Consider the following 20,262-nt stretch of genomic DNA (forward strand, 5'->3'; position numbering starts at 1 on the left):
TTTGCCTCGCTCATGTTGCAGTGCGGTTAAAGCCGGGAAATCCTTAGAGCGCAACAAGCTCATGTTAACCCTAAGGAACCTTTAATCCGCCGCGAATTTGCGCGCCCTCCCGTTGAAGCGTGCGCGTTTGGCGCTAAAGGACGGTGATGGACAAGATCATCATCGAAGGCGGCAAGCGCCTTTCCGGCACCATCCCCGTCTCGGGCGCCAAGAACGCCGCGCTCACGCTGCTGCCCTGCGCGCTGCTGACCGAGGAACCGCTGACGCTGCGCAACCTGCCGCGCCTCGCGGATATCGACGGGTTCCAGCACCTGATGAATCAGTTCGGCGTCTCGACCGCCATCGCGGGCAGTCGTCCGGAAGACTTCGGCCGGGTGATGACGCTGCAGGGCACCCGCATCACCAGCTCGGTCGCGCCTTACGACCTCGTGCGCAAGATGCGCGCCTCCATCCTCGTCCTCGGCCCGATGCTGGCACGCATGGGCGAGGCGACCGTATCGCTGCCCGGCGGTTGCGCCATCGGCAACCGCCCGATCGACCTGCACCTCAAGGCCATCGAAGCGCTCGGCGCGAAGATCGAGATGGCAGCGGGCTACGTGAAGGCCGTGGCGCCCGACGGCGGCCTGCCGGGCGGGCGCTATTCCTTCCCTGTCGTCTCCGTTGGCGCGACCGAGAACGCGCTGATGACGGCGGTGCTGTGCAAGGGCAAGTCCACCCTCCACAATGCCGCGCGTGAGCCCGAGATCGTCGACCTGTGCAACCTGCTCGTCGCGATGGGCGCGCAGATCGAGGGCATCGGCACCAGCGACCTCACCATCCACGGCGTCGATCGCCTGCACGGCGCGACCTACATGGTCATGCCCGACCGTATCGAGGCGGGCTCCTACGCCTGCGCCGCCGCCATCACCGGCGGCGAAGTCACGCTCAAGGGCGCGAAAATCGAGGACATGGAAGCGACCGTGCAGGCTCTGCGCGACGCGGGCGTCCACGTCGAACCGCGCGCCGAAGGCCTCCACGTCGCCTCCGACGGCAAGCTGCGTCCGGTGACGCTCTCCACCGCCCCCTACCCCGGCTTCGCCACCGACATGCAGGCGCAGCTCATGGCGCTGCTGTGCCTCGCCGAAGGCTCCAGCGTGCTGACCGAGACGATCTTCGAGAACCGCTACATGCATGTTCCCGAACTCAACCGCATGGGCGCGCGGATCGAGACCAAGGGCCGCACCGCCATCGTCCACGGCGTCTCCGGCCTCACCGGCGCTGACGTCATGGCCACCGACCTGCGCGCCTCGATGAGCCTCGTCATCGCCGGTCTCGCGGCGCAGGGGCAGACGCAGGTCCACCGCCTCTACCACCTCGACCGCGGCTACGAGCGCCTCGAAGAGAAGCTGGCGCTGGTCGGCGCGCAGATCGAACGCGTCGGCGGCGACTGAGCTTACATTCCGGAAACAACTGGGGCCCATGGCGCGTTGTCCTCTCAAGAATTGCCGAGAGGAGACACGACATGGGCCTGATCAAGTTGGCGGCCGCCGGTGCGGTCGGCTACGCGCTCTACAAATACGCGAACCAGAACAAGCAGGAGGCCGAATTCGCGGGCATCCGCGGTTCCGGTCCCGACCACATGCAGAACCCGCCCAAGGGCTGGGACAAGACCGACGAGGCCGTGGACGAGAGCTTCCCGGCAAGCGATCCCCCTTCGACCTACTGATTGATCGCGGTCGCACCAAGGGCGGGAGAAGCAAAAGCTTCCCCGCCCTTTTTCAAGGCCTTGCGCGGCTCGTCGCAAATCCGCTCTGACCGCCCGAATCCCTGTCATCACATTGGAACGAATCACTTATACAAGCCGTTGAAACTCTTGCCGGAGCGCCGGGAGGGCTGCTCCGCCACGGGAAGATGACGATGGCGATCCACTTTGTTGCGGACCTGCATTTCAACGGCGACAGCGCCCGCAACGCCCTTCCCTATGGATTTTCCGATAGCGTCGAACTGGCCCGCCGCATCTGCGACGTCTGGCGCGCGCGGGTGGCACCGGACGATACCGTCTGGATTCTCGGCAATGTCGGCAACCCCGTCCATCTCGCCGGGCTGCCCGGCAGGAAACATCTGGTGCGATCGGCAGCGGATCCGCGATCATGGAACTGCCTCGCCACCGGCCGCTATGAGAGCGTCTGCGAGCGGCAGTATCTGGGCACCCCGCACGGCGCGTTGATGCTCGTGAGCGACCCGGCTCAGGCGGGAGAGAGCGACGCGCTGGTGCTGCATGGACGGGCACGCGGCGACTGGCGTCGCGCCGGCTTCGTCTGCGTCTCGGCCGCCATGACCGGCTGGGGGCCGGCGAGCCTCGACGAAATCGCTCGTCGCGCCTTCGGCGCCGCCCTACCCGGCCTCAGCCGCGCCGCCTGAATCTAGCAGGCCCAAGTCCAGCAGGGACGTCGCCAGCCATACCCTGACCGCGCCCGCCAGTCCGGGCGGCGTCTCCGCCTCCAACCGCTCTGCATCGATCCGCGCCACCAGCGCGTTGATCGGCACCCCCTCCTGCGCGGCGACTCGCTTGAGCAGTTCCCAGAATACCGGCTCCAGGCTGATCGAGGTCTTGTGCCCTGCGATCTCGACCGAGCGCTTAACGGGAGGGTGATAGGGGACGGCCATGCGCCGCACCTTAAGACGCTCCAAACCTGCGGAAAACCCCGGAAATGCAGGGATGTGCATTGATCGATACCCAGTCATAGCAAGGTATCTTGCCTTAGACTGTATCTATCTCAGCAAGGTATCTTGCGTAACACAGTAGCTGGTTATATACACTCCTCATCCGCAGGAGATGATTCGATGTCCGAAATCGAAATCCAGTTGAAGAAAGGGGTGCTCGGGCTCTGCGTCCTCGCGCTGCTTTCGCGGGGAGACAGCTACGCTTACGAGATCGCGAGCCGCATGGCTGACGCGGTCGACATGGGCGAAGGCACGATCTACCCGCTGATGCGCCGCATGCAGTCCGAGGGTCTGGTGAAGACCTATCTCGAGGAATCGCCCTCGGGCCCGCCCCGCAAGTACTACAGCCTCACCGATACCGGACGCTCGCGCCTTGCCGAGCAGGTCGGCGAATGGCGGGGCTTCACCAAGGCCGTCGACCAGTTGATCGACGGCGCCACCACCACCGAGCCTGAAACGCCCGTCGAGCAGGGGGGAGTCCAGCCATGACGCGTAACGAGTTCATCAAGCGCCTGAAGGCGGGCCTCAAGGGCATGCCGCAGGACACTGTCGACGAGATCGTCGCCGACTACGAAGAGCACTTCGAAGCCGGCCTCGCCGAGGGCCGCAGCGAAGAGGAGGTCGCCGCGGCCCTCGGAAACCCGAGCCGCCTTGCCCGCGAACTGCGCTTCGAAACCGGCTTTCGGAACTGGAAGACCGAGCGCTCCCCGTCTTCCGCATGGAGCGCGATCCTCGCCTTCATGGGCCTCGCGACCATCGACATCCTGATCCTGCTGCCGATCGTGCTGCCGGTTCTGGGCGTGATGTTCGGCCTGTTCGTGGCGGTGATCGCCTGCTTCATCGGCGGCGGCTTCGTTCTGATCGCAGGACCGTTCAGCGGCTTCCCCGGCGGCCCGCTGGTCGCCATCCTCGGCGGCCTTGGCATCATGAGCGCTTCGGTCGCCGCAGGAGCCCTGCTGACCATCGTCAGCATCTGGATCGTCAACGCCATCATGTGGTTCGGCCGCCTGCACTACCGCGTGCTCGAACCCGCCATCCATTCCGAAGACTAAGCGACGAAAGAAGGAGGACCAAGAGATGCTCAGGAAACTGCTCATCGTTTTCGCCAGCGGCGTGATCCTGTCGATCGTCGCCATCGGCGCGGCTTGGGTGATCGGTGGCGAGAAGCTCCGCCAGGACTTCGTCAACGAAGGCTGGACGATCAACCTCAGCGATCAGGACGATCACCCCAAGGGACCGCGCAAGACCCGCACCTTCGCCATCCAGTCGGGCAGCCAGCTCGCCATGGAAGTGCCGGTGAACCTTGAGTTCAACCGGGGCGACAAGGCCGAGATGATCGTCGAAGGCCCGGCCGACGTGGTCGACCGCCTCGTCTGGGAGAACGGCCACCTCTCGATCAAGGGATCGGCACGCATTCATCGTGGTCTCAAGGTGCGGATCACCGCACCCGAGATCGCCGGGCTCGACCTCGACGCGCCGGGTGACGTGAACCTCCACGGGCTGCAGCAGGAAGCCCTGAACATCAACGCGCGTGGCGCGATCGACCTCGATGCTTCGGGCGAGGTGGATCGCATGTTCGTCAGCAGCGCGGGCGCGGGCGACATCAACCTTGGCAAAGTCCAGGGCCGCGACGCCACCATCCGCATCGACGGGGTGGGCGACGTGACCATCGGCGCCACCGGCACGGTCGACGTGGAGATCAACGGCGCGGGCAACGTGACCCTGATCCGCAAGCCGCAGACCCTGCGCAGCCGCATCAACGGCATTGGCGATATCGACCACGACTACTGACGTTTCACGTGGAACACTGAGAGAGGCCCGCCCGTCCCCCGACGCGGCGGGCCTTTTCATGTCAGGCGCGGACGCGTGAACACCCCTCGTCATTGCGAGCGTAGCGAAGCAATCCAGCGGCGGCATTGGATTGCTTCGCTACGCTCGCAATGACGAATGAATGGGCTCAGGCCGCCGCGCGGCGCAGGCGATCGTTGATGGCAGCGCCGATGTCGCCCTCGGGGATCGGCGCGACGGCAATGCGGGGTTGCCCGGCGGCAGCCCCGGCATGAAGCGCGGCATAGAGGCGCGCAGCAGCCTCCACCAGATCACCGGTGGCCGAGAGGGTCATGTCGCCACTAACTGATCCGAAGCCGATATGAAATTCGTCGGCAGCCGCGTCGGTAGCATTCAGCCGCACCGGCTTGCCCGGCGCGTAATGGCTCGCGAGTTGCCCCGGCGCTTCGATCTCCTGCGATGTCACCGGCACGCTGTCCTGCCCGAGCACGGCGGCGATGCGCGCTTCCGCAATCGGACCAGGCCGAAGCACCTGCCAGCGCCCGTCTTCGCGCAGCGCGATGATGGTAGATTCAAGCCCGGCCTCGCACTGCCCACCATCGATAACCGCATCCACGTTCGCGCCCAGAGAGGCCACGACATGCGCCACCTCGGTCGGGCTAACACCGCCGCTGCGATTGGCGGAAGGAGCCGCCAAAGGCACGCCGGCCTCGGCGATCACCGCACGCATCACCGGATGCGCCGGGCAGCGCAAAGCGATGGTGGGTAGCCCCGCCGTGACGGCTCGGGCAATCGGGGCCCCTTCCCGCAACGGCAGCACCATCGTCAGCGCACCGGGCCAGAAGGCATCGGCGAGCATCTGCGCCCGCTCATCGAAGTGCGCCAGTTGCTCTCCCGCCGACAGATCTTCCACGTGGACGATCAGCGGATTGAAACTCGGCCGCCCCTTGGCGCGGTAGATCGCCGCGACGGACTCGTCCCGGTCGGCGCGTGCGGCAAGGCCGTAGACCGTCTCGGTCGGCACCGCGACCAGTCCGCCTTCACGCAGCAGGCGCGCAGCCTTGGCCACCCCGTCGGGGCCTGCATCGAGAATTTCGGGTCGGGTGGCGCGGTCCATGTCCCGTCGCTATAGCCCCGACGCGACGAAAGCCAAGGACATGCACGCAATGACCCTTCCCGCCGACCAGTCTGCCCTGCTCACCCGGATCGCCGAGGCACTGGAGCGCCTGTCTCCCGTAGCGAGCACCGGGACCGACTGGCTGGCCCACCCCGCCTACGTCTGGACCGGCAGCACCGCCCGGTGGGTGGAGCGTCTCGACGCCCCTGCCCTCTCCCTGCTGCGTGGCATCGACAGCCAGAAGGAGCGCGTCGTGACGAACGTGGAACGTCTCGCTGCCGGATATGCCGCACACGACATGCTGCTGTGGGGCTCGCGCGGCATGGGCAAGTCCGCACTCCTGCGCGCCGCCGTATGCGCCGCCGACGCCGCGTATCCCGGTGGCATCGCGCTGGTGCAGGTGGCGCAGGATGCGCTCTCCGGCGTTACCGATCTCTTCGCCGCGCTTGGCAAGGTGAAGCGCAGCTTCCTCGTCTTCATCGACGATCTCGGCTTCGAGGAAGGCGACGGCTCCGGCCCGCGCGTGCTGCGTTCGTGGCTGGAGGGCGGCGTCGAGGCTCGGCCCGCCAACGTGAGGCTCGCCGTCACATCCAACCGCCGCGCCATCGTCGGCCGCTCGATGGCGGAGCAGGACGATCCGATCAACCCGCGCGACATCGTCGACGAGCGCCTTGCCCTCGCCGACCGTTTCGGCCTCTCGGTCGGTTTCCACAACTGCGATCAGGACGCCTACCTCGCCATCATCGGCGGCTACGCGACCGAATTCGGGCTGGAGTGGGAGCCCTCGGATGCGCTCGAATGGTCACGCCGACGCGGTGCCCGCTCGGGCCGCGTGGCGTGGCAATACGTCAACGAACTGGCTGGGCGGGCGGGCAAGGCGATCTGAGAGCCCCTCGCCCAAACCTCGTCATTGCGAGCGTAGCGAAGCGATCCAGCGGCACAGGCCGGCAGTGGATTGCTTCGCTACGCCTGCAATGACGATTTCAGTCTCACGGCAGCAGCTTGTCGTCTTCCTTGCGGAATCCGCCCATCAGCTGCTGCATCGCCTCAGGCGAGGTCGGATCCTTGATATCCTCCCGCGGCTTGAGATGCTCGGTGACGACCGGCTTGATCGCCCCCGAGGGCTGCGCGCCCGGTGACATCACCCGCCAGACGATCCCGGCGGTATCGTCGCTGACGAGCAGCGCGCCACCCTTGTCCCACGTGACCCACGTCGGCCGACCACGGGTATCGCCATTGTCCTTTAGGAAGCCGGTGAGCACCGGCTGCGGCTTCACGTCCTTCGGATTGCCGTTGGCGTCGAACGGCACGAAGACCACGTCGTAACCCGCCGCCGGACGGCGATTCCACGAACCGTGACGGGCGATGAAGACGCCGTTCTCGTATCCCTTGCCCATGCGGTTGCCGCCGTTCGCAAACGTCAGCCCCAGCGCCGAAACGTGCGCGCCCATCGCGTACTCGGGCTTGCGCGTGTATTCGATCATGTAGGTCTGCATCGGCCACTGTACGCGATCGTCGAAGGTGGTCTTCCAGTAGACCCATGGCCAGCCGTACTGCGCGCCAACCGGCACGTTGGTGAGGTAATCCGGCACGAGGTCAGGCCCGAGCATGTCGCGCTCCTGTACGGTCGCCCACATCTCTCCGGTGGAGGGGTTCCAGCCCATGCCGTTCGGGTTGCGCATGCCGACCGCGAACTGGCGGCGGCGTGCGGTCGCGACATCGATCTCCCAGATCATCGCGCGACCCGTTTCCGCTTCCATGCCGTTCTCGGCGATGTTGCTGGCCGAGCCGACCGCGACGTAGAGGTGTTTGCCGTCCTCGCTCAGCAGCAGGTTGCGCATCCAGTGATTGCCCGCCGCAGGCAGGTCCATCATCGTGCGCAGCGGCTTGCCTTCGAGCACGGTCTGGCCCGGTGTGAACGCGAATTCCAGCACCTTGTCGTGGTTCGCGATGTACAGCTTGCCGTCGCGATAGGCCATGCCCGAGGGCGAGTGCATGTCGGCGGCGCGCAGCGTGAACTTGCCTTCCGCCTTGCCGTCACCATCGGCATCGCGCAGCAGGACGATGCGGTCGGGCGAAGGGCTGCCCGCGCCGACACGGTTGAACATCAGCCCCATGACGAAGCCGGTGACGCCTGAGGGCTTGTTGCCCGCCGGAGCATTCGTCTCCGCCACGAGCACGTCGCCATTCGGCAGCGTCAGCATCGTGCGCGGATGATCCAGCCCCTCGGCAAAGCGCGCGACGGTGAGGCCCGGCGCGGCCTTGGGCGCCTCGCCCGCCGCCCAGCCCACCGGCTTGGCCAGCTTGATGCTGGGAATCCACTGCGGTTTCGGCTCGACGAGTTGCGGGTTCTTGCCCGTCGTCGCATCGCTCGGCAGGTCCGAGGTGTTGGTGGTCAAACTCCAGTAGACGAACCCGGCCGCAGCCAGGACGATCACGGAGGAGGCGATGGCGGTCTTCTTGACGATCGGGTTCATCGTATCGAGATAGGCCGACGCCGGCTGGCCGACAACAGCCAGTTGCGATAAGGGCCTCACGATGTACGACTTTGCAGCAGATACCGACCTTCCCAAGCCCGAACTCTACAGCAGCCTCGCTCGCGCGGCCGATGCGCTGGTCCAGGGCGAGCCCGACCCGGTCGCCAACATGGCGAACCTGGCTGCGGCGATCTGGCAGTTCGTGCCCGATCTCAACTGGGCCGGTTTCTACCGCACCATCGAGGACGAACTGGTCCTCGGCCCGTTCATCGGCAAGCCCGCCTGCATCCGCATTCCCTTTGGCGTCGGCGTCTGCGGCACCGCTGCGGCTCTGGGCGCCACGCAGGTCGTGCCTGACGTACACGCCTTCCCCGGCCACATCGCCTGCGACGCGGCCAGTCGTTCGGAGTTGGTCGTGCCGGTCCTGCGCGACGGCAAGGTCATCGCCGTGATCGACCTCGACAGCCCAACCCCCGGCCGCTTCGACGAAGAAGACGCGGTGGGTATGCAGTTGATCGCGCAAGTCGCCGCGCTTTCCATCTGAGTCGCACCAGAACGGGACACCGCCCGTGTAATCCGCGCCAGACCCTTGGTTTCGCGCGGATTACGATGCTAAATTTCGCGTTAACTGACGGGGTTGATTTTTCACGCCCCCGAGCTTTTCGCGAAAGGGTGCCCCGATGCGTCTTCCCCTGCGTGCCGCCGGTCTTGCGGTACTGACACTGGCCGCCTCCCCGGCCCTCGCGCATGAGGGCCATAGCGGTCCCGCCCCCTACTACGGCGGCTATGAAGGTCGCAGCGAATACGATCCGCGTGGCGCGCAGGAGGCATGGCTCGCCGATTGCCGGCAGCGCCTCTCCTCGCGCGATTCGGGCGTTGGCGGTGCGGTGATCGGTGGTGTGGTCGGCGGTCTTGCAGGCAACCGGATCGCCGGTCGCGGCAACCGTACCGCGGGTACCGTAGTGGGTGCAGCCGTCGGCGCCGTTGCAGGAGCCGCCATCGACAAGGCTGAGGATCGCGGCCGCAACCGCGACGAGTGCGAAGCCTATCTCGACGACTACTACGCCCGCTACAACGGCGGAGGCTATGGCCCGGGCTACGCGCCGCAGGGCTACTATCCCGCCTATGGCTACGGCTATCCGGCGCAAGGCTGCTGCATGGCGCAGCCGATGATGATGGTTCCGGTGGCGCGCCCGGCAGAGCCGAACTGCACCGAAACCGTCGAATATGTCTACGAGGACGTGCCCGTCCGCCCTGCCCGCCGCGTCCTTCCCCGCCGCAGCAAGGCGGTGCCGGACAAGCGGGTGAAGATCGTTCCCGACAAGCGAGTGCTGGTGAAGTAATCGAGCCTCGTCATTGCGAGCGTAGCGAAGCCATCCACGACCGGCCCACGCCGCTGGATTGCTTCGCTACGCTCGCAATGACGAGAGTTAAAGCTTAGATCGCCCCGCCAGTCAGGCGCTGGCAGATCAGGTCGAGCTGATCGAGCGTCGCATAGCGGATCGTCACGGTACCGGTCGAGGGATCGGCATCGGCGCTGATCTTCACCGGCAGCCCAAGGAACTCCTCAAGGTGGTTCTGCACCGCCGCGATGTCAGCGTCCTCAGCTGCGTTGCGCGCGGCACGGGCTGAACGGCGCGGAGTCACGTCGCCGCGCTGCTTCTTGCGGACAAGCTTTTCCACGTCGCGCACCGACATCTGCTTCGAGACGGCAGCGTCCGCGATATCCTCTGCATCGTCGCAGCCGATCAGCGCGCGGGCATGGCCCATCGACAGCTGGCCCTTCTCGACCAGACCGATCACGCCATCCGGCAGTGCCAGCAGGCGCTGGAAGTTGGCGACGTGGCTGCGGCTCTTGTCGACCATGCGGGCAATCTCGGCCTGGGTCATGCCCTCCAGTTCGGCAAGGCGGTTGTAGGCACGCGCCTCTTCGATGGGATTGAGATCCTCGCGCTGGAGGTTTTCAATCAGCGCCAAGGCCATGACCTCGCGGTCGGACAGCTCGCGCACCAGCGCGGGAATCTCGTGCAGTTGCGCCTTCTGCGCCGCACGCCAGCGACGTTCACCGGCAACTAGCTGGTAGCGCCCGTTGTCGAGCGGGCGCACGATGATGGGCTGGATCACCCCGCGCTGCGCGATCGACGCGGCGAGTTCTTCCAGCGCCGATTCCTCGAAATAGCGGCGCGGCTGATGCGGATCGGGCTTGATGTCGGAGATCGACAGCACCGCAAGGCCACCGCGCGACGGCGCGATCGTGCCGCCCCCGCCGGAAGGTGCCACGGGCTCCTCGCGCCGGGTCTCGCCAAGCAGCGCACCGAGGCCGCGGCCAAGGCCCTTGGGCTTCTGCGCGCCGCCCGCGGCCTTGGGCTGCGGGATGCTGAAGCGGATGATGGGATCGTCGTTCATGCCGCTTTCCTCTTTTCGGGCAGTCGGGTGATCAGCTCACGGGCAAGCGCCATGTAGGCGCGGCTACCGGCGCAGGCGTGATCGTAGATGAGCGCCGGAACCCCATGGCTCGGCGCTTCGGACAGGCGCACATTGCGCGGGATGACGGTTTCGAACACCAGCTTGCCGAGCACCGAACGCACGTCCTCGGAGACCTGCTCGGTCAGGCGGTTACGGCGGTCGAACATGGTCAGAGCGATACCAATGATGCCCAGATCGGGGTTGAAGCGCTGCTGCACGCGCTCGACCGTCTGGAGCAACTGGCTGAGGCCCTCCAGCGCGAAGAACTCGCACTGCAGCGGCACCAGCAGCGTGTCTGCGGCATTGAGCGCGTTCAGCGTCAGCAGCCCCAGCGAAGGCGGGCAGTCGATCAGGCAAACGTCGTAGCCGAGTTCCGGCGTGAGAGTGCGCTGAAGGCGATGGGCGCGGTCGTCGGCGCTGACGAGTTCGACCTCGGCACCGGACAGGTCCACGGTCGCGGGCAGCAAGTCTAGATTGGGGATGCGCGTGGGCATCACGCACTGGCCGACCGGCACCTTGTCCACCAGCACGTCATAGGAAGACGCCTCACGCTCCGACGCGCCGACACCGATCCCGGTCGAGGCGTTGCCCTGCGGATCGAGGTCGATCAGCAGCGTCCGCCATCCCGTCGCGGCAAGCGCCGTCGCGACGTTGATCGCGGTGGTCGTCTTTCCGACGCCGCCTTTCTGGTTGGCGATGGCAATCCGGATCACCTGGTCATATCCTTCCCGCCGGCGAGCGTGCCGACAATGATGCCTGCCTGCGGGTCCGTCAGGGACTGTTCCACGTGGAACACATGCCGCCACTTGCGAAGGTCGTCCAATTCTTGACCGGCAGACCGCCCTTTGGGCAACAGGAACACGGTGTCACTTGTGGAAAATCGGGCTGATAACGTCAGCAATTTATCAAGCGGTGCAAAAGCGCGCGCCGAGATGACAGCGGCCTGACGAGTTTCGACCAGTTCGAGACGCTGTCCTTCGACACGCGCCTTGTCCAGACCCATCGCGATTCGCGCACGGTCCAACCATTCGATCCGGCGTGCGCGCGATTCGACCATGACGACTTCGCACTCGGGACGCAACGCGGCGATCACCAGTCCGGGAAACCCTGCCCCCGTCCCGAGGTCCATCCACGGCGAAGATGTTTCACGTGGAACATGCGGCAGGAGCTGGGCACTGTCGACGATATGCCGCAACCAAACCTGGTCCAGACTTGCCGCGGAAACGAGATTCTGGCGCTGGTTTTCCTCCGCCAGCATCTCCACCAGCAGTTCCAGTCGCTGCATTGCAGCATCATCGCATTCGGGTAGAGCGTGCAGCCATTCGCGCGCTTCGTCTTCGGTAGTTATCACGCAGCCTCCCTGCGGGCGTGAACGAGCAGCGCTGCCAGCGCTGCCGGAGTGATGCCGGGAATACGCCCCGCCGCCGCCAGCGTCGCCGGGCGCGCCTTGGTCAGCCGCTCGACCATCTCACGCGAGAGGCCGGCGATGTCGGCATAAGGAAAGTGGTCGCCAAGGCGCAGCGCCTCGCTGGCTCGCAGGTCGCGCAGTTCACGCTCCTGCCGTTCGAGGTAAGGCGCATAGGCCGCATCTTCGGCCATCTCTTCGAGCAAGTCTTCGTCAGCGCGCAACGCGGGATCGACCCACGGCGACAGCCCCGCCATATCCACGCCGCCAAAGCGCAGCCACTCGCGCAGCGGCAGACGCCCGGCATCGGCACGAACGGGAAGTCCCGCCGCCGCCAGTTCGGTCGAAGCGGCCGGCTGATCGAATGCTTCGGCCAGAGCCGCCCTCGCCTCCTCGCGTCGCGCGAACCATTCGCGCCGCCCCGCTCCCACTGCACCCACTTCGAGGGCGAGCGGGGTCAGGCGCGTCGTCGCATTGTTGGCCCGCAGGCGCAGGCGATACTCGGCGCGGGCGGTGAGCATGCGGTAGGGCTCGCTGACGCCATGCAGCGTCAGATCGTCGATCATCACCGCCATGTAACTGTTCGCCCGGTCGAGCGCCGGAGCATTGCGACCGAGCACCGCAGCCGCAGCATGAAGCCCCGCGACCAGTCCCTGCGCCGCTGCTTCCTCGTAGCCGGTGGTGCCGTTGATCTGGCCAGCGCAATAGAGTCCGGGAATCTCGCGCAGTTCCAGACTGGTGCGCAGCGCGCGCGGGTCGATGTGATCGTACTCCACGGCATAGCCGGGCACGACCATCTCGACAGTCTCCAGCCCCTCCATGGTGCGCAGCATTTCCAGCTGGACGTCGGCGGGCAGCGAGGTGCTGATACCATTGGGATAGACCAGATGCGTGCTCAGCCCCTCGGGCTCGAGGAAGATCTGGTGCCCGTCGCGGTCGGCGAAGCGGTGGATCTTGTCCTCGATCGAGGGGCAGTAGCGCGGCCCCTGCGCTCCGATGGCGCCGGAGAACAGCGGCGAGCGATGGAGGTTGGCGCGGATGACATCGTGGCTGCGCGCGTTGGTCCGGGTGATCGCGCAGAAGACTTGCGGGACGGTGCGGCGGCTTTCGATCGCGGACATCGTCCAGGCCTCACCGTCGGACGGCTGCTCGCCCAGCCGGGCCCAATCGATGGTGCGCCCATCAAGGCGCGGCGGCGTGCCCGTTTTGAGCCGCGCCATCGGCAGCGCCGCATCGCGCATCTGGGCCGCAAGCCGCTGTGCAGATGCCTCGCCGATGCGACCGCCGACAAGGCGCTCCTCGCCCCGGAACAGGGTGCCGCCAAGGAAGGTGCCGGTACACAGGACGGTGGCGGGAGCCATGAGTCGGGTGCCATCGGCGAGGTCGATGCCGACTGTGCGCCCGCCCTCGATCACCAGCGCCGAAGCCTCGCCCGCGACAAGGGTCAGGTCGCCCTGCTCCTTCAGCAGCCGATGGATCGCTGCCTTGAACAGCGCGCGGTCAGCCTGGACGCGCGGCCCCTGCACGGCACTCCCCTTAGAGCGGTTGAGCATGCGATAGTGGATCGCGGCGGCGTCGGCGGCACGGGCGATGAGGCCGTCGAAGGCATCGACCTCACGGACGAGGTGGCCTTTCCCGAGCCCGCCGATGGCCGGGTTGCAGCTCATCGCGCCGACCGCATCGAGGTCGAAGCTGACGAGCGCGACGCGCGCGCCCATGCGCGCGGCGACGGCAGCCGCCTCGCAGCCGGCATGGCCGCCGCCGATCACGATCACGTCAAAGGAATGCATGGCCGCGCGTTTAGCGCCTTGCGCAATTCCCGTCAAAGCGCCTTGTCGTGTTCCACGTGGAACATCGCTTATTTTCCGATGCAGAAGCGGCCGAACAAGGCGTCCAGCATATCTTCCGTAGTGGCCCGCCCGACCAATCCGTCGAAGGCGACGCGCGCGCGACGCAGAAACTCAGCTACCAGCAGCGGATCGGATTCCAGTCCTGCGTCCCGCAGCGCCGCTTCCGCCTCGCCCAGAATCTGGTGCTGGCGCACGTTGAGTGCAGCGTCTCCGGGTCGCGGCATGGCATGGTGTGCGGTATCGACGAGATCGCGGCGCAGGTCATCGAGCCCCTGCCCCGTTACCGCCGAAACCTGATGCCGTGCTTGCTCCTTGCGCTCATGAGACGGCAGGTCGATCTGCGCGGCGATCTCCCACGCACCGTCAGGCCCCTGTCCTTCGGCGCCAAGCCATAGCACGAGGTCCGCCCGATCGAGCGCCACACGGGCACGGTCGATGCCGATGGCCTCGATCACATCGTCAGTCTCATCGCGCAGGCCCGCCGTGTCGGCGAAGACGAACGGCACTCCCTCGATCGCGACCGCCCGGGTCAGGACGTCACGCGTGGTGCCGGCGAGCGGCGCGGTGATTGCTGCCTCGTCTTCGACCAGCGCATTGAACAGGGTGCTCTTGCCCGCATTGGGAGGCCCGGCCAGCACCACGCGGAAACCGTCCTTCAAGGTCTCGGCGCGAGGGCGCGCAAGCCAGTCGGCAAGCTCTGCGGTAAGAACATCGAGCCTCGCGATGAAGTCGGGCGGGAGATCGGAGACATCGTCCTCGTCTCCGAAATCGAGCACCGCCTCGACCGCAGCAGAGGCACCGAGGACACGCAGGCGCCAGTCCTCGACCTGTCGGGATAACGCTCCGCCTGCCATGGCGATGGCACTGCGGCGCTGGAGTTCGGTTTCCGCGGAGAGCAGATCAGCGAGCCCCTCTGCTTCGGCGAGATCGATCCGACCGTTGGCGAAGGCGCGGCGCGTGAATTCACCCGGCATCGCTCGACGCAGCCCCGGCAGCTCTGCCAGCGCCGCTTCCACTGCGCCGACCACGGCCTTGCCGCCATGCAGATGCAGTTCCGCGAGATCTTCGCCGGTTGCGGTATTCGGCCCGGGGAACCAGAGGATCAGCGCATGGTCGAGCACTGTTTCACGTGAAACACTCAGAGTGCGATAGCTAGCGCGGCGCGGTTCGGGAAAACGTCCTGCCAGTGTTGTCAGCGCTGTGCCAGCGCTTGGCCCGCTTATCCGAATGACCCCGATGGCAGCAGGCGGCGAGCCACTGGAAAGCGCGAAGATCGTATCGTCCATCGCGCGCTCCCTAGCAGGGCCGCCGGAAGCTTTCTACCGGAGGCCTTACTTGGGCTTGGTCGTCGCGCCGCTCATGGCCATGGCGACGCCGTTCTCGAGGAACTGCTGGAACAGCTTGAGGCCCATCTGCCCCATCGGCGCGACCTGCTTGGTCAGCTCGTTCAGCTGGTCGAAATTGGTGGTGCCCTGCATCGCATTGGTCAGCGCATCGACGTAAGCCTCGTTGGCCTTGGTCACATCGGGCAGACCCAGGAAACGGCGCGCTTCCTCCGGCGAGCATTCGACCTCGACATTGACCTTCATCGCCCGGCTCCTGCTCGTTTATCGCAGCATGACTGACACATGCGCTTGGCAAAGTCCATTGCAAGTGCCTTACTCGCAACCGCATCGGACAGCAGGAGAACAGCAATGGCCACCAACACCGAGATTCCCACGCTCGACCATGACGGCATGATCCCCGCCTACGTCGCGGAGCCCGAAGGCACCCCGCGCGGCGCGATCATCGTGCAGCAGGAAATCTTCGGCGTCGATCCCGGAATCCGCAAGAAGGCGAATGAGTGGGCGGCCAAGGGCTACCTTGCCGTCGCGCCCGACACGTTCTGGCGCCAGAAGCCTGGCATCGAACTGAGCCCCTACGATGAGGGGGAGTTCCAGCAGGCCATCAATCACATGATGAGCCATGACTTCGACCTCGGCATCCGCGACATCGAAGCCGTGATCCACTGGGTCCGCCGTGAGAAGGGCGTCGAGAAGGTCGGCCTGGTCGGTTTCTGCATGGGCGGCAAGATCGCCTACATGACCGCCGCACGCACCGACATCGACGCTTCGGTCGGCTACTACGGTGTGATGATCGATCAGATGCTGGGCGAGAAGCACGCGATCGCGAAGCCGCTGATGCTGCACATTCCCATGGCCGATCACTTCGTCGATGCGGCAACGCAGAAGGTCATCCACGAAGGGCTCGACGATCACCCGAAGGTCACCCTCTACGATTACGAGGGCCTCGACCATGGCTTCGCCGCAGAGATCGGCGCGCGCCGTGACGAGGCGGGCGCCGAACTGGCGGACGGACGCACCGCCGCCTTCTTCGCCGAGCACCTGGGCTGAGAGACACCGAGACATGACTGATGCATACCGCATGATCGTCCGCGCCCACGGCGGCCCCGAAGTGATCGAACGCGAGGACTTCGCCGTGCCCTCCCCCGGTCCCGGCGAAGTCGTGATCGAGACCGAGGCGGTCGGCCTCAACTTCATTGACACCTACTACCGCAAGGGCCTCTACCCCGATGCCCTGCCGATCAGCCTCGGGTCGGAGAGCGTCGGCCGGATCGTCGCGCTGGGTGATGGCGTGACGGGTCTTTCCGTAGGCGATCGGGTTGGCACGACGCAGAACGGCGGCGCTTATGCCACCCACCGCGCCATCCCGGCTGCCAAGGCGATCCGCATCCCGGAAGGCATCGCGCCGGAGATCGCCGCCGCTGTCATGCTCAAGGGCCTGACCGCCTGCTATCTGGCCGAGGACACCTTCCCCGCCAAGGCAGGCGACGTGGCGCTGGTCCATTCGGCGGCGGGCGGCGTGGGATCGTTGCTGGTGCCCTGGCTGCTCGACAAGGGCGTGACGGTGATCGCGCATTCCGGATCGCCGGAGAAGGCCGCTCAGGTACCGGGCGAGCATTCACTCTCCTGCCCGGTCGGCGAACTGCCGGACACCGTTCGCGCGATCACCGGCGGCGCGATGTGCCATGTCGTCTACGACGGCGTCGGCGCTGCAACTTGGGATGCCTCGCTCGCCTGCCTGCGCAAGCGGGGCCTGATGGTGAGCTATGGCAATGCCTCGGGCGCAGTGCCGCCGATCGGCGTGCTGGACCTGATGCGCGGCGGCTCGCTCTACGTCACACGGCCCACTCTGGCAGACTATGTGGCAACGCCGGACCTGCTCGCTGCCAGTGCGAAGAAGCTGTTCGACCGCATCGCATCGGGCGTGCTCACGCCGCAGATCGGCGAGCGCTTCGCGCTTGCGGATGCAGCGGAAGCCCATCGTGCGCTGGAGAGCCGGGCGACCACCGGCTCCACCGTCCTCATCCCCTGAATCTCATAAAAAAGCCCCGCAGCGCAAGACGGCTGCGGGGCGTAACGAAGATAATGACAGGGTGCGTTTCCTCTTTTCCTCAGAACAGCGAAACGATCCCCAGCGCCGGATCCGTCCAGCCTTCATAGATCATCTTCACCGCGACGTAGAGGATCACGGCGAGGCCGACCCAGCCGATCCACTTGTAGCGCTCGATGTACCGCGCGATGAAGTTGGCTGCGAGGCCCATCATGGCGACTGCCACGATCAGTCCGACGATCAGGATGCCGGGATGCTCGCGCGCCGCACCGGCGACGCCGAGCACATTGTCGATCGACATCGACACGTCCGCCACCGCCACGGACAGCGCCGCCGAACCGAAGCTCTTGGCGGGGGCGAGGCCCGAACGCTCGTCCCCGACGATCTCGGGCGAGCCCACGGAATGCTCGCCGACCGGGCTGTGATGCAGTTCGCGGTACATCTTCCACGCGACCCACAGCAGCAGCAGCCCGCCCGCGAAGACGAGCCCGACGATCCCCAGCAGCCACGTCACGACGAGCGCGAAGCCGATGCGCAGGACGAGCGCCGCGATCACGCCGATGGCGATGACCTTCTTGCGCTGATCCGCAGACAACCCCGCCGCAAGCGCACCGACGACGATGGCATTGTCGCCCGCCAGCACGACGTCGATCATCAGCACCTGCAGGAACGCGGAAAGCGCCGCCGGGGTGCCGATGTTCGCGAAGTCGGTGACGATGTGGTGCCAGATCTCCGCCGGACTCTGAATGCCCGGAGCAGCCGCTAGAATCGTCAGGATATCCAAGACTGCCCCCCTTCAGGCCGCTTACTGGTTCATCGTCGAGAAGAAGTCCTCGTTGGTCTTCGAGTCCTTCATCTTGTCGAGCAGGAACTCCATCGCATCGACGGTGCCCATCTGCATGAGGATGCGGCGCAGCACCCACATCTTGGTGAGCTGGTCCTTCGGGACGAGCAGCTCTTCCTTGCGGGTACCGGACTTGCCCACGTCGAGAGCCGGGAAGATGCGCTTGTCGGCCACCTTGCGGTCAAGGACGATTTCCGAGTTACCGGTGCCCTTGAACTCTTCGAAGATGACTTCGTCCATGCGGCTGCCGGTGTCGATCAGCGCGGTCGCGATGATGGAGAGCGAGCCGCCCTCCTCGATGTTGCGCGCGGCGCCGAAGAAGCGCTTGGGGCGCTGCAGGGCGTTCGCGTCGACACCGCCGGTCAGCACCTTGCCCGAGCTGGGGACCACGGTGTTGTAGGCGCGGCCGAGGCGGGTGATCGAGTCCAGCAGGATGACCACGTCGCGCTTGTGCTCGACGAGGCGTTTGGCCTTCTCGATCACCATTTCGGCGACCTGGACGTGGCGCTGCGCGGGTTCGTCGAAGGTGGAGGAGATGACCTCGCCCTTCACCGAGCGCTGCATGTCGGTGACTTCCTCCGGACGCTCGTCGACGAGCAGGACGAGGAGGAAGACTTCCGGATGGTTGTCGGTGATGGCCTTGGCCATGTTCTGCAGCAGCACGGTCTTACCGGTGCGCGGCGGCGCGACGATCAGGGCGCGCTGGCCCTTGCCCTGCGGCGAGATCAGGTCGATCACGCGGGCCGACTTGTCCTTGACCGTGGGGTCGAGGCCGTCGAGCTTGAGGCGACTGTCGGGATAGAGCGGCGTCAGGTTGTCGAAGTTGACGCGATGGCGCACCGCGTCGGGATCGTCGAAGTTGACGCTCATGAGCTTGGTGATGGCGAAGTAGCGCTCGCCCTCCTTGGGGGCGCGGATTTCGCCTTCGACGGTGTCGCCGGTGCGCAGGCCCCACTTGCGGACCTGATTCGGCGAGACGTAGATATCGTCGGGACCGGCGAGGTAGTTCGCCTCTGCATTGCGCAGGAAGCCGAAACCGTCGGTCAGCACTTCGATGGTGCCCTGGCCGATGATTTCCTCACCGTCTTCAGCCACTTCCTTGAGGATGGCGAAGATCAGATCCTGACGGCGCAGCGTGGAGGCGCTTTCGACGCCCAGTTCCTCTGCCATCTCGACCAGCTCGGCCGATGACTTCTTCTTGAGTTCTTTGAGATGCATTTTCTTGGATTCCAGATGGATTTGTAGTGTCGGCCGGCGGGATCATCGGGCTTGGGGAAAGCGGATCCAGGCAGGAGACAAAGGCTCGCGCCCTGTTGCCGGAACGTGGCTCAGATAAGCGTTCCCCGCCTCGCGGTCAACGAGTCAATCCGCCAGACGCCACCGGAACGGGGCGAATGGAATGGGGTGCCGCCGAAGCGCTACTGCCCGTTCTCGTAACGGCCGCGCCATGCCTCGAAGCGGTCAGCCAGCGGATCGAGCTGCGCGTGGCAGCGGGCCTTGTCGGCCTGATAGCTTTGCGCGCCATAGCCCGGCGCGCGCAGAATCCTGTCCAGTTCGACGGCAATGTCGTACTGCGGCCGACGCGCCTCCAGCCTGCCGAAGTAGTAGAGCACTCCCGCCTCCACCTTGTGGCGAAGCTCGCCCTCGACCTTCCCGGCGGCGACCGAGAGGTAGGCGAGGCAATGGAGGTCATCCTGATCGGCCTGGGGCGGCGCGGAGATCATCGCCACGGCGAGGACAGGCATCAGGATCATGTCAGGGCTCCCGAACGGGTCAGAACGGCTTCACGACCACCAGAATGACGATCACCACGGCGGCAAGGCCGGGCACTTCGTTGAGCATCCGCAGTTTCCTGCCGGTCAGCGAACGCTCACCCCGCGCCAGTTTCTTGGCATAGGCGACGAGCCAGCCATGATACCCCGAAAGCGCGATCACGAACAGCAGCTTCGCATGAAGCCAGCCCTCGCTGAACGCACCCAGCGCCAGCGCCGTCAGCACGCCGAATACCCATGTCAGGATCATCGAGGGGGTCAGGATGATCTTGCGCAGCTTCGCTTCGCGATCGACCCAGCGCGCCTCTTCCGCCGAGCCGGATTCCGCTTCCTGATGGTAGACGAAATAGCGCGGCAGCATGAACAGCCCCGCCATCCAGAAGATCACGAAGATGACGTGCCCGGCCTTCAGCCAGGGGTAGAGACTCTGGAGGATGGTCATGGATG

Annotated in this window: 24 protein-coding genes; 11 read left to right on the forward strand and 13 right to left on the reverse strand. The window is 65.9% G+C overall.

The features are described from left to right. The first annotated feature begins 146 nt into the window (after positions 1–146). The 3 genes from murA (at position 147) to LO787_RS07075 (ending at position 2,400) form a co-directional block, all read left to right on the forward strand. Positions 147–1,430: a UDP-N-acetylglucosamine 1-carboxyvinyltransferase gene (gene murA, locus LO787_RS07065; protein ID WP_232495142.1), complete on the forward strand. Its 1,284-nt coding sequence runs from the start codon at positions 147–149 to the stop codon at positions 1,428–1,430. A 71-nt stretch (positions 1,431–1,501) separates the two neighbouring features. Next, complete coding sequence (locus LO787_RS07070) at positions 1,502–1,705, forward strand: hypothetical protein (protein WP_232495143.1); 204 nt, start codon at positions 1,502–1,504, stop codon at positions 1,703–1,705. Positions 1,706–1,890: 185 nt separating this feature from the next. Continuing rightward, positions 1,891–2,400, forward strand: a complete 510-nt coding sequence (locus LO787_RS07075) for a metallophosphoesterase family protein (RefSeq protein ID WP_232495144.1) — start codon at positions 1,891–1,893, stop codon at positions 2,398–2,400. Here LO787_RS07075 and LO787_RS07080 read toward each other — a convergent pair. Continuing rightward, positions 2,374–2,646, reverse strand: a complete 273-nt coding sequence (locus LO787_RS07080) for a ribbon-helix-helix domain-containing protein (protein ID WP_232495145.1) — start codon at positions 2,644–2,646, stop codon at positions 2,374–2,376. The two genes, LO787_RS07075 and LO787_RS07080, sit on opposite strands and share 27 nt — an antisense overlap. Before the next feature lie 177 nt (positions 2,647–2,823). Between LO787_RS07080 and LO787_RS07085 the strand changes: the two genes are divergently transcribed. Genes LO787_RS07085 through LO787_RS07095 form a run of 3 tightly spaced genes read left to right on the forward strand, consistent with a single transcriptional unit; the run spans position 2,824 to position 4,494 of the window. Then, positions 2,824–3,192 (forward strand): PadR family transcriptional regulator, encoded by a 369-nt coding sequence (locus tag LO787_RS07085; RefSeq protein WP_232495146.1) that lies wholly within the window; start codon positions 2,824–2,826, stop codon positions 3,190–3,192. Continuing rightward, complete coding sequence (locus LO787_RS07090; RefSeq protein ID WP_232495147.1) at positions 3,189–3,755, forward strand: DUF1700 domain-containing protein; 567 nt, start codon at positions 3,189–3,191, stop codon at positions 3,753–3,755. Before LO787_RS07085 ends, LO787_RS07090 begins: the two co-directional genes overlap by 4 nt. A gap of 25 nt (positions 3,756–3,780) precedes the next feature. Continuing rightward, positions 3,781–4,494 carry a GIN domain-containing protein gene (locus LO787_RS07095; protein ID WP_232495148.1) on the forward strand — a complete coding sequence of 238 codons (714 nt, stop codon included), beginning with the start codon at positions 3,781–3,783 and terminating at the stop codon, positions 4,492–4,494. Between the two features lie 166 nt (positions 4,495–4,660). On the opposite strand, the gene LO787_RS07100 is transcribed toward LO787_RS07095, so the two are convergent. Next, positions 4,661–5,608: an L-threonylcarbamoyladenylate synthase gene (locus LO787_RS07100; RefSeq protein WP_232495149.1), complete on the reverse strand. Its 948-nt coding sequence runs from the start codon at positions 5,606–5,608 to the stop codon at positions 4,661–4,663. Between the two features lie 49 nt (positions 5,609–5,657). On the opposite strand from LO787_RS07100, the gene LO787_RS07105 reads away from it, so the two are divergent. Beyond that, complete coding sequence (locus tag LO787_RS07105; protein WP_232496275.1) at positions 5,658–6,494, forward strand: DUF815 domain-containing protein; 837 nt, start codon at positions 5,658–5,660, stop codon at positions 6,492–6,494. A 103-nt stretch (positions 6,495–6,597) separates the two neighbouring features. Here LO787_RS07105 and LO787_RS07110 read toward each other — a convergent pair whose 3' ends face one another. Further along, positions 6,598–8,085, reverse strand: coding sequence for a PQQ-dependent sugar dehydrogenase (locus LO787_RS07110; RefSeq protein ID WP_232496276.1), 1,488 nt, complete (start codon positions 8,083–8,085; stop codon positions 6,598–6,600). Positions 8,086–8,146: 61 nt separating this feature from the next. On the opposite strand from LO787_RS07110, the gene LO787_RS07115 reads away from it, so the two are divergent. Next, positions 8,147–8,629, forward strand: coding sequence for a GAF domain-containing protein (locus LO787_RS07115; protein WP_232495150.1), 483 nt, complete (start codon positions 8,147–8,149; stop codon positions 8,627–8,629). 136 nt (positions 8,630–8,765) lie between these two features. Then, complete coding sequence (locus tag LO787_RS07120) at positions 8,766–9,428, forward strand: glycine zipper 2TM domain-containing protein (RefSeq protein ID WP_232495151.1); 663 nt, start codon at positions 8,766–8,768, stop codon at positions 9,426–9,428. 94 nt (positions 9,429–9,522) lie between these two features. Here the strand turns inward: LO787_RS07120 and LO787_RS07125 are convergent, their stop codons facing one another. The 6 genes from LO787_RS07125 to LO787_RS07150 all read right to left on the reverse strand — a co-directional run bounded on the left by LO787_RS07125 (position 9,523) and on the right by LO787_RS07150 (position 15,395). Next, positions 9,523–10,491, reverse strand: coding sequence for a ParB/RepB/Spo0J family partition protein (locus LO787_RS07125; protein ID WP_232495152.1), 969 nt, complete (start codon positions 10,489–10,491; stop codon positions 9,523–9,525). Then, positions 10,488–11,264 carry a ParA family protein gene (locus LO787_RS07130; protein ID WP_232495153.1) on the reverse strand — a complete coding sequence of 259 codons (777 nt, stop codon included), beginning with the start codon at positions 11,262–11,264 and terminating at the stop codon, positions 10,488–10,490. The genes LO787_RS07125 and LO787_RS07130 overlap by 4 nt, the downstream gene beginning before the upstream one ends. Then, positions 11,261–11,902: a 16S rRNA (guanine(527)-N(7))-methyltransferase RsmG gene (rsmG, locus tag LO787_RS07135; protein ID WP_232495154.1), complete on the reverse strand. Its 642-nt coding sequence runs from the start codon at positions 11,900–11,902 to the stop codon at positions 11,261–11,263. Before rsmG ends, LO787_RS07130 begins: the two co-directional genes overlap by 4 nt. Further along, positions 11,899–13,746 (reverse strand): tRNA uridine-5-carboxymethylaminomethyl(34) synthesis enzyme MnmG, encoded by a 1,848-nt coding sequence (gene mnmG / locus LO787_RS07140; RefSeq protein ID WP_232495155.1) that lies wholly within the window; start codon positions 13,744–13,746, stop codon positions 11,899–11,901. The genes rsmG and mnmG overlap by 4 nt, the downstream gene beginning before the upstream one ends. A 68-nt stretch (positions 13,747–13,814) precedes the next feature. Next, positions 13,815–15,092 (reverse strand): tRNA uridine-5-carboxymethylaminomethyl(34) synthesis GTPase MnmE, encoded by a 1,278-nt coding sequence (gene mnmE, locus LO787_RS07145; RefSeq protein WP_232495156.1) that lies wholly within the window; start codon positions 15,090–15,092, stop codon positions 13,815–13,817. A 45-nt stretch (positions 15,093–15,137) separates the two neighbouring features. After that, positions 15,138–15,395: a DUF6489 family protein gene (locus LO787_RS07150; RefSeq protein ID WP_232495157.1), complete on the reverse strand. Its 258-nt coding sequence runs from the start codon at positions 15,393–15,395 to the stop codon at positions 15,138–15,140. Between the two features lie 105 nt (positions 15,396–15,500). Between LO787_RS07150 and LO787_RS07155 the strand changes: the two genes are divergently transcribed. Next, positions 15,501–16,199, forward strand: coding sequence for a dienelactone hydrolase family protein (locus LO787_RS07155; protein ID WP_232495158.1), 699 nt, complete (start codon positions 15,501–15,503; stop codon positions 16,197–16,199). Between the two features lie 13 nt (positions 16,200–16,212). Further along, complete coding sequence (locus LO787_RS07160) at positions 16,213–17,181, forward strand: quinone oxidoreductase family protein (RefSeq protein WP_232495159.1); 969 nt, start codon at positions 16,213–16,215, stop codon at positions 17,179–17,181. A gap of 79 nt (positions 17,182–17,260) precedes the next feature. On the opposite strand, the gene LO787_RS07165 is transcribed toward LO787_RS07160, so the two are convergent. From LO787_RS07165 to LO787_RS07180, 4 genes are all read right to left on the reverse strand, one after another. After that, a complete protein-coding gene (locus LO787_RS07165) occupies positions 17,261–17,983 on the reverse strand; it encodes a TerC family protein (protein WP_232495160.1) in 723 nt (240 codons plus the stop codon). A gap of 21 nt (positions 17,984–18,004) precedes the next feature. After that, positions 18,005–19,261: a transcription termination factor Rho gene (gene rho / locus LO787_RS07170; RefSeq protein WP_232495161.1), complete on the reverse strand. Its 1,257-nt coding sequence runs from the start codon at positions 19,259–19,261 to the stop codon at positions 18,005–18,007. 200 nt (positions 19,262–19,461) lie between these two features. Beyond that, positions 19,462–19,797, reverse strand: coding sequence for a hypothetical protein (locus tag LO787_RS07175; protein WP_232495162.1), 336 nt, complete (start codon positions 19,795–19,797; stop codon positions 19,462–19,464). 19 nt (positions 19,798–19,816) lie between these two features. After that, positions 19,817–20,257 carry a CopD family protein gene (locus tag LO787_RS07180; protein WP_232495163.1) on the reverse strand — a complete coding sequence of 147 codons (441 nt, stop codon included), beginning with the start codon at positions 20,255–20,257 and terminating at the stop codon, positions 19,817–19,819. Positions 20,258–20,262 lie beyond the last annotated feature (5 nt).

The organism is Novosphingobium kaempferiae (genome assembly GCF_021227995.1).
Lineage (GTDB): Bacteria > Pseudomonadota > Alphaproteobacteria > Sphingomonadales > Sphingomonadaceae > Novosphingobium > Novosphingobium kaempferiae.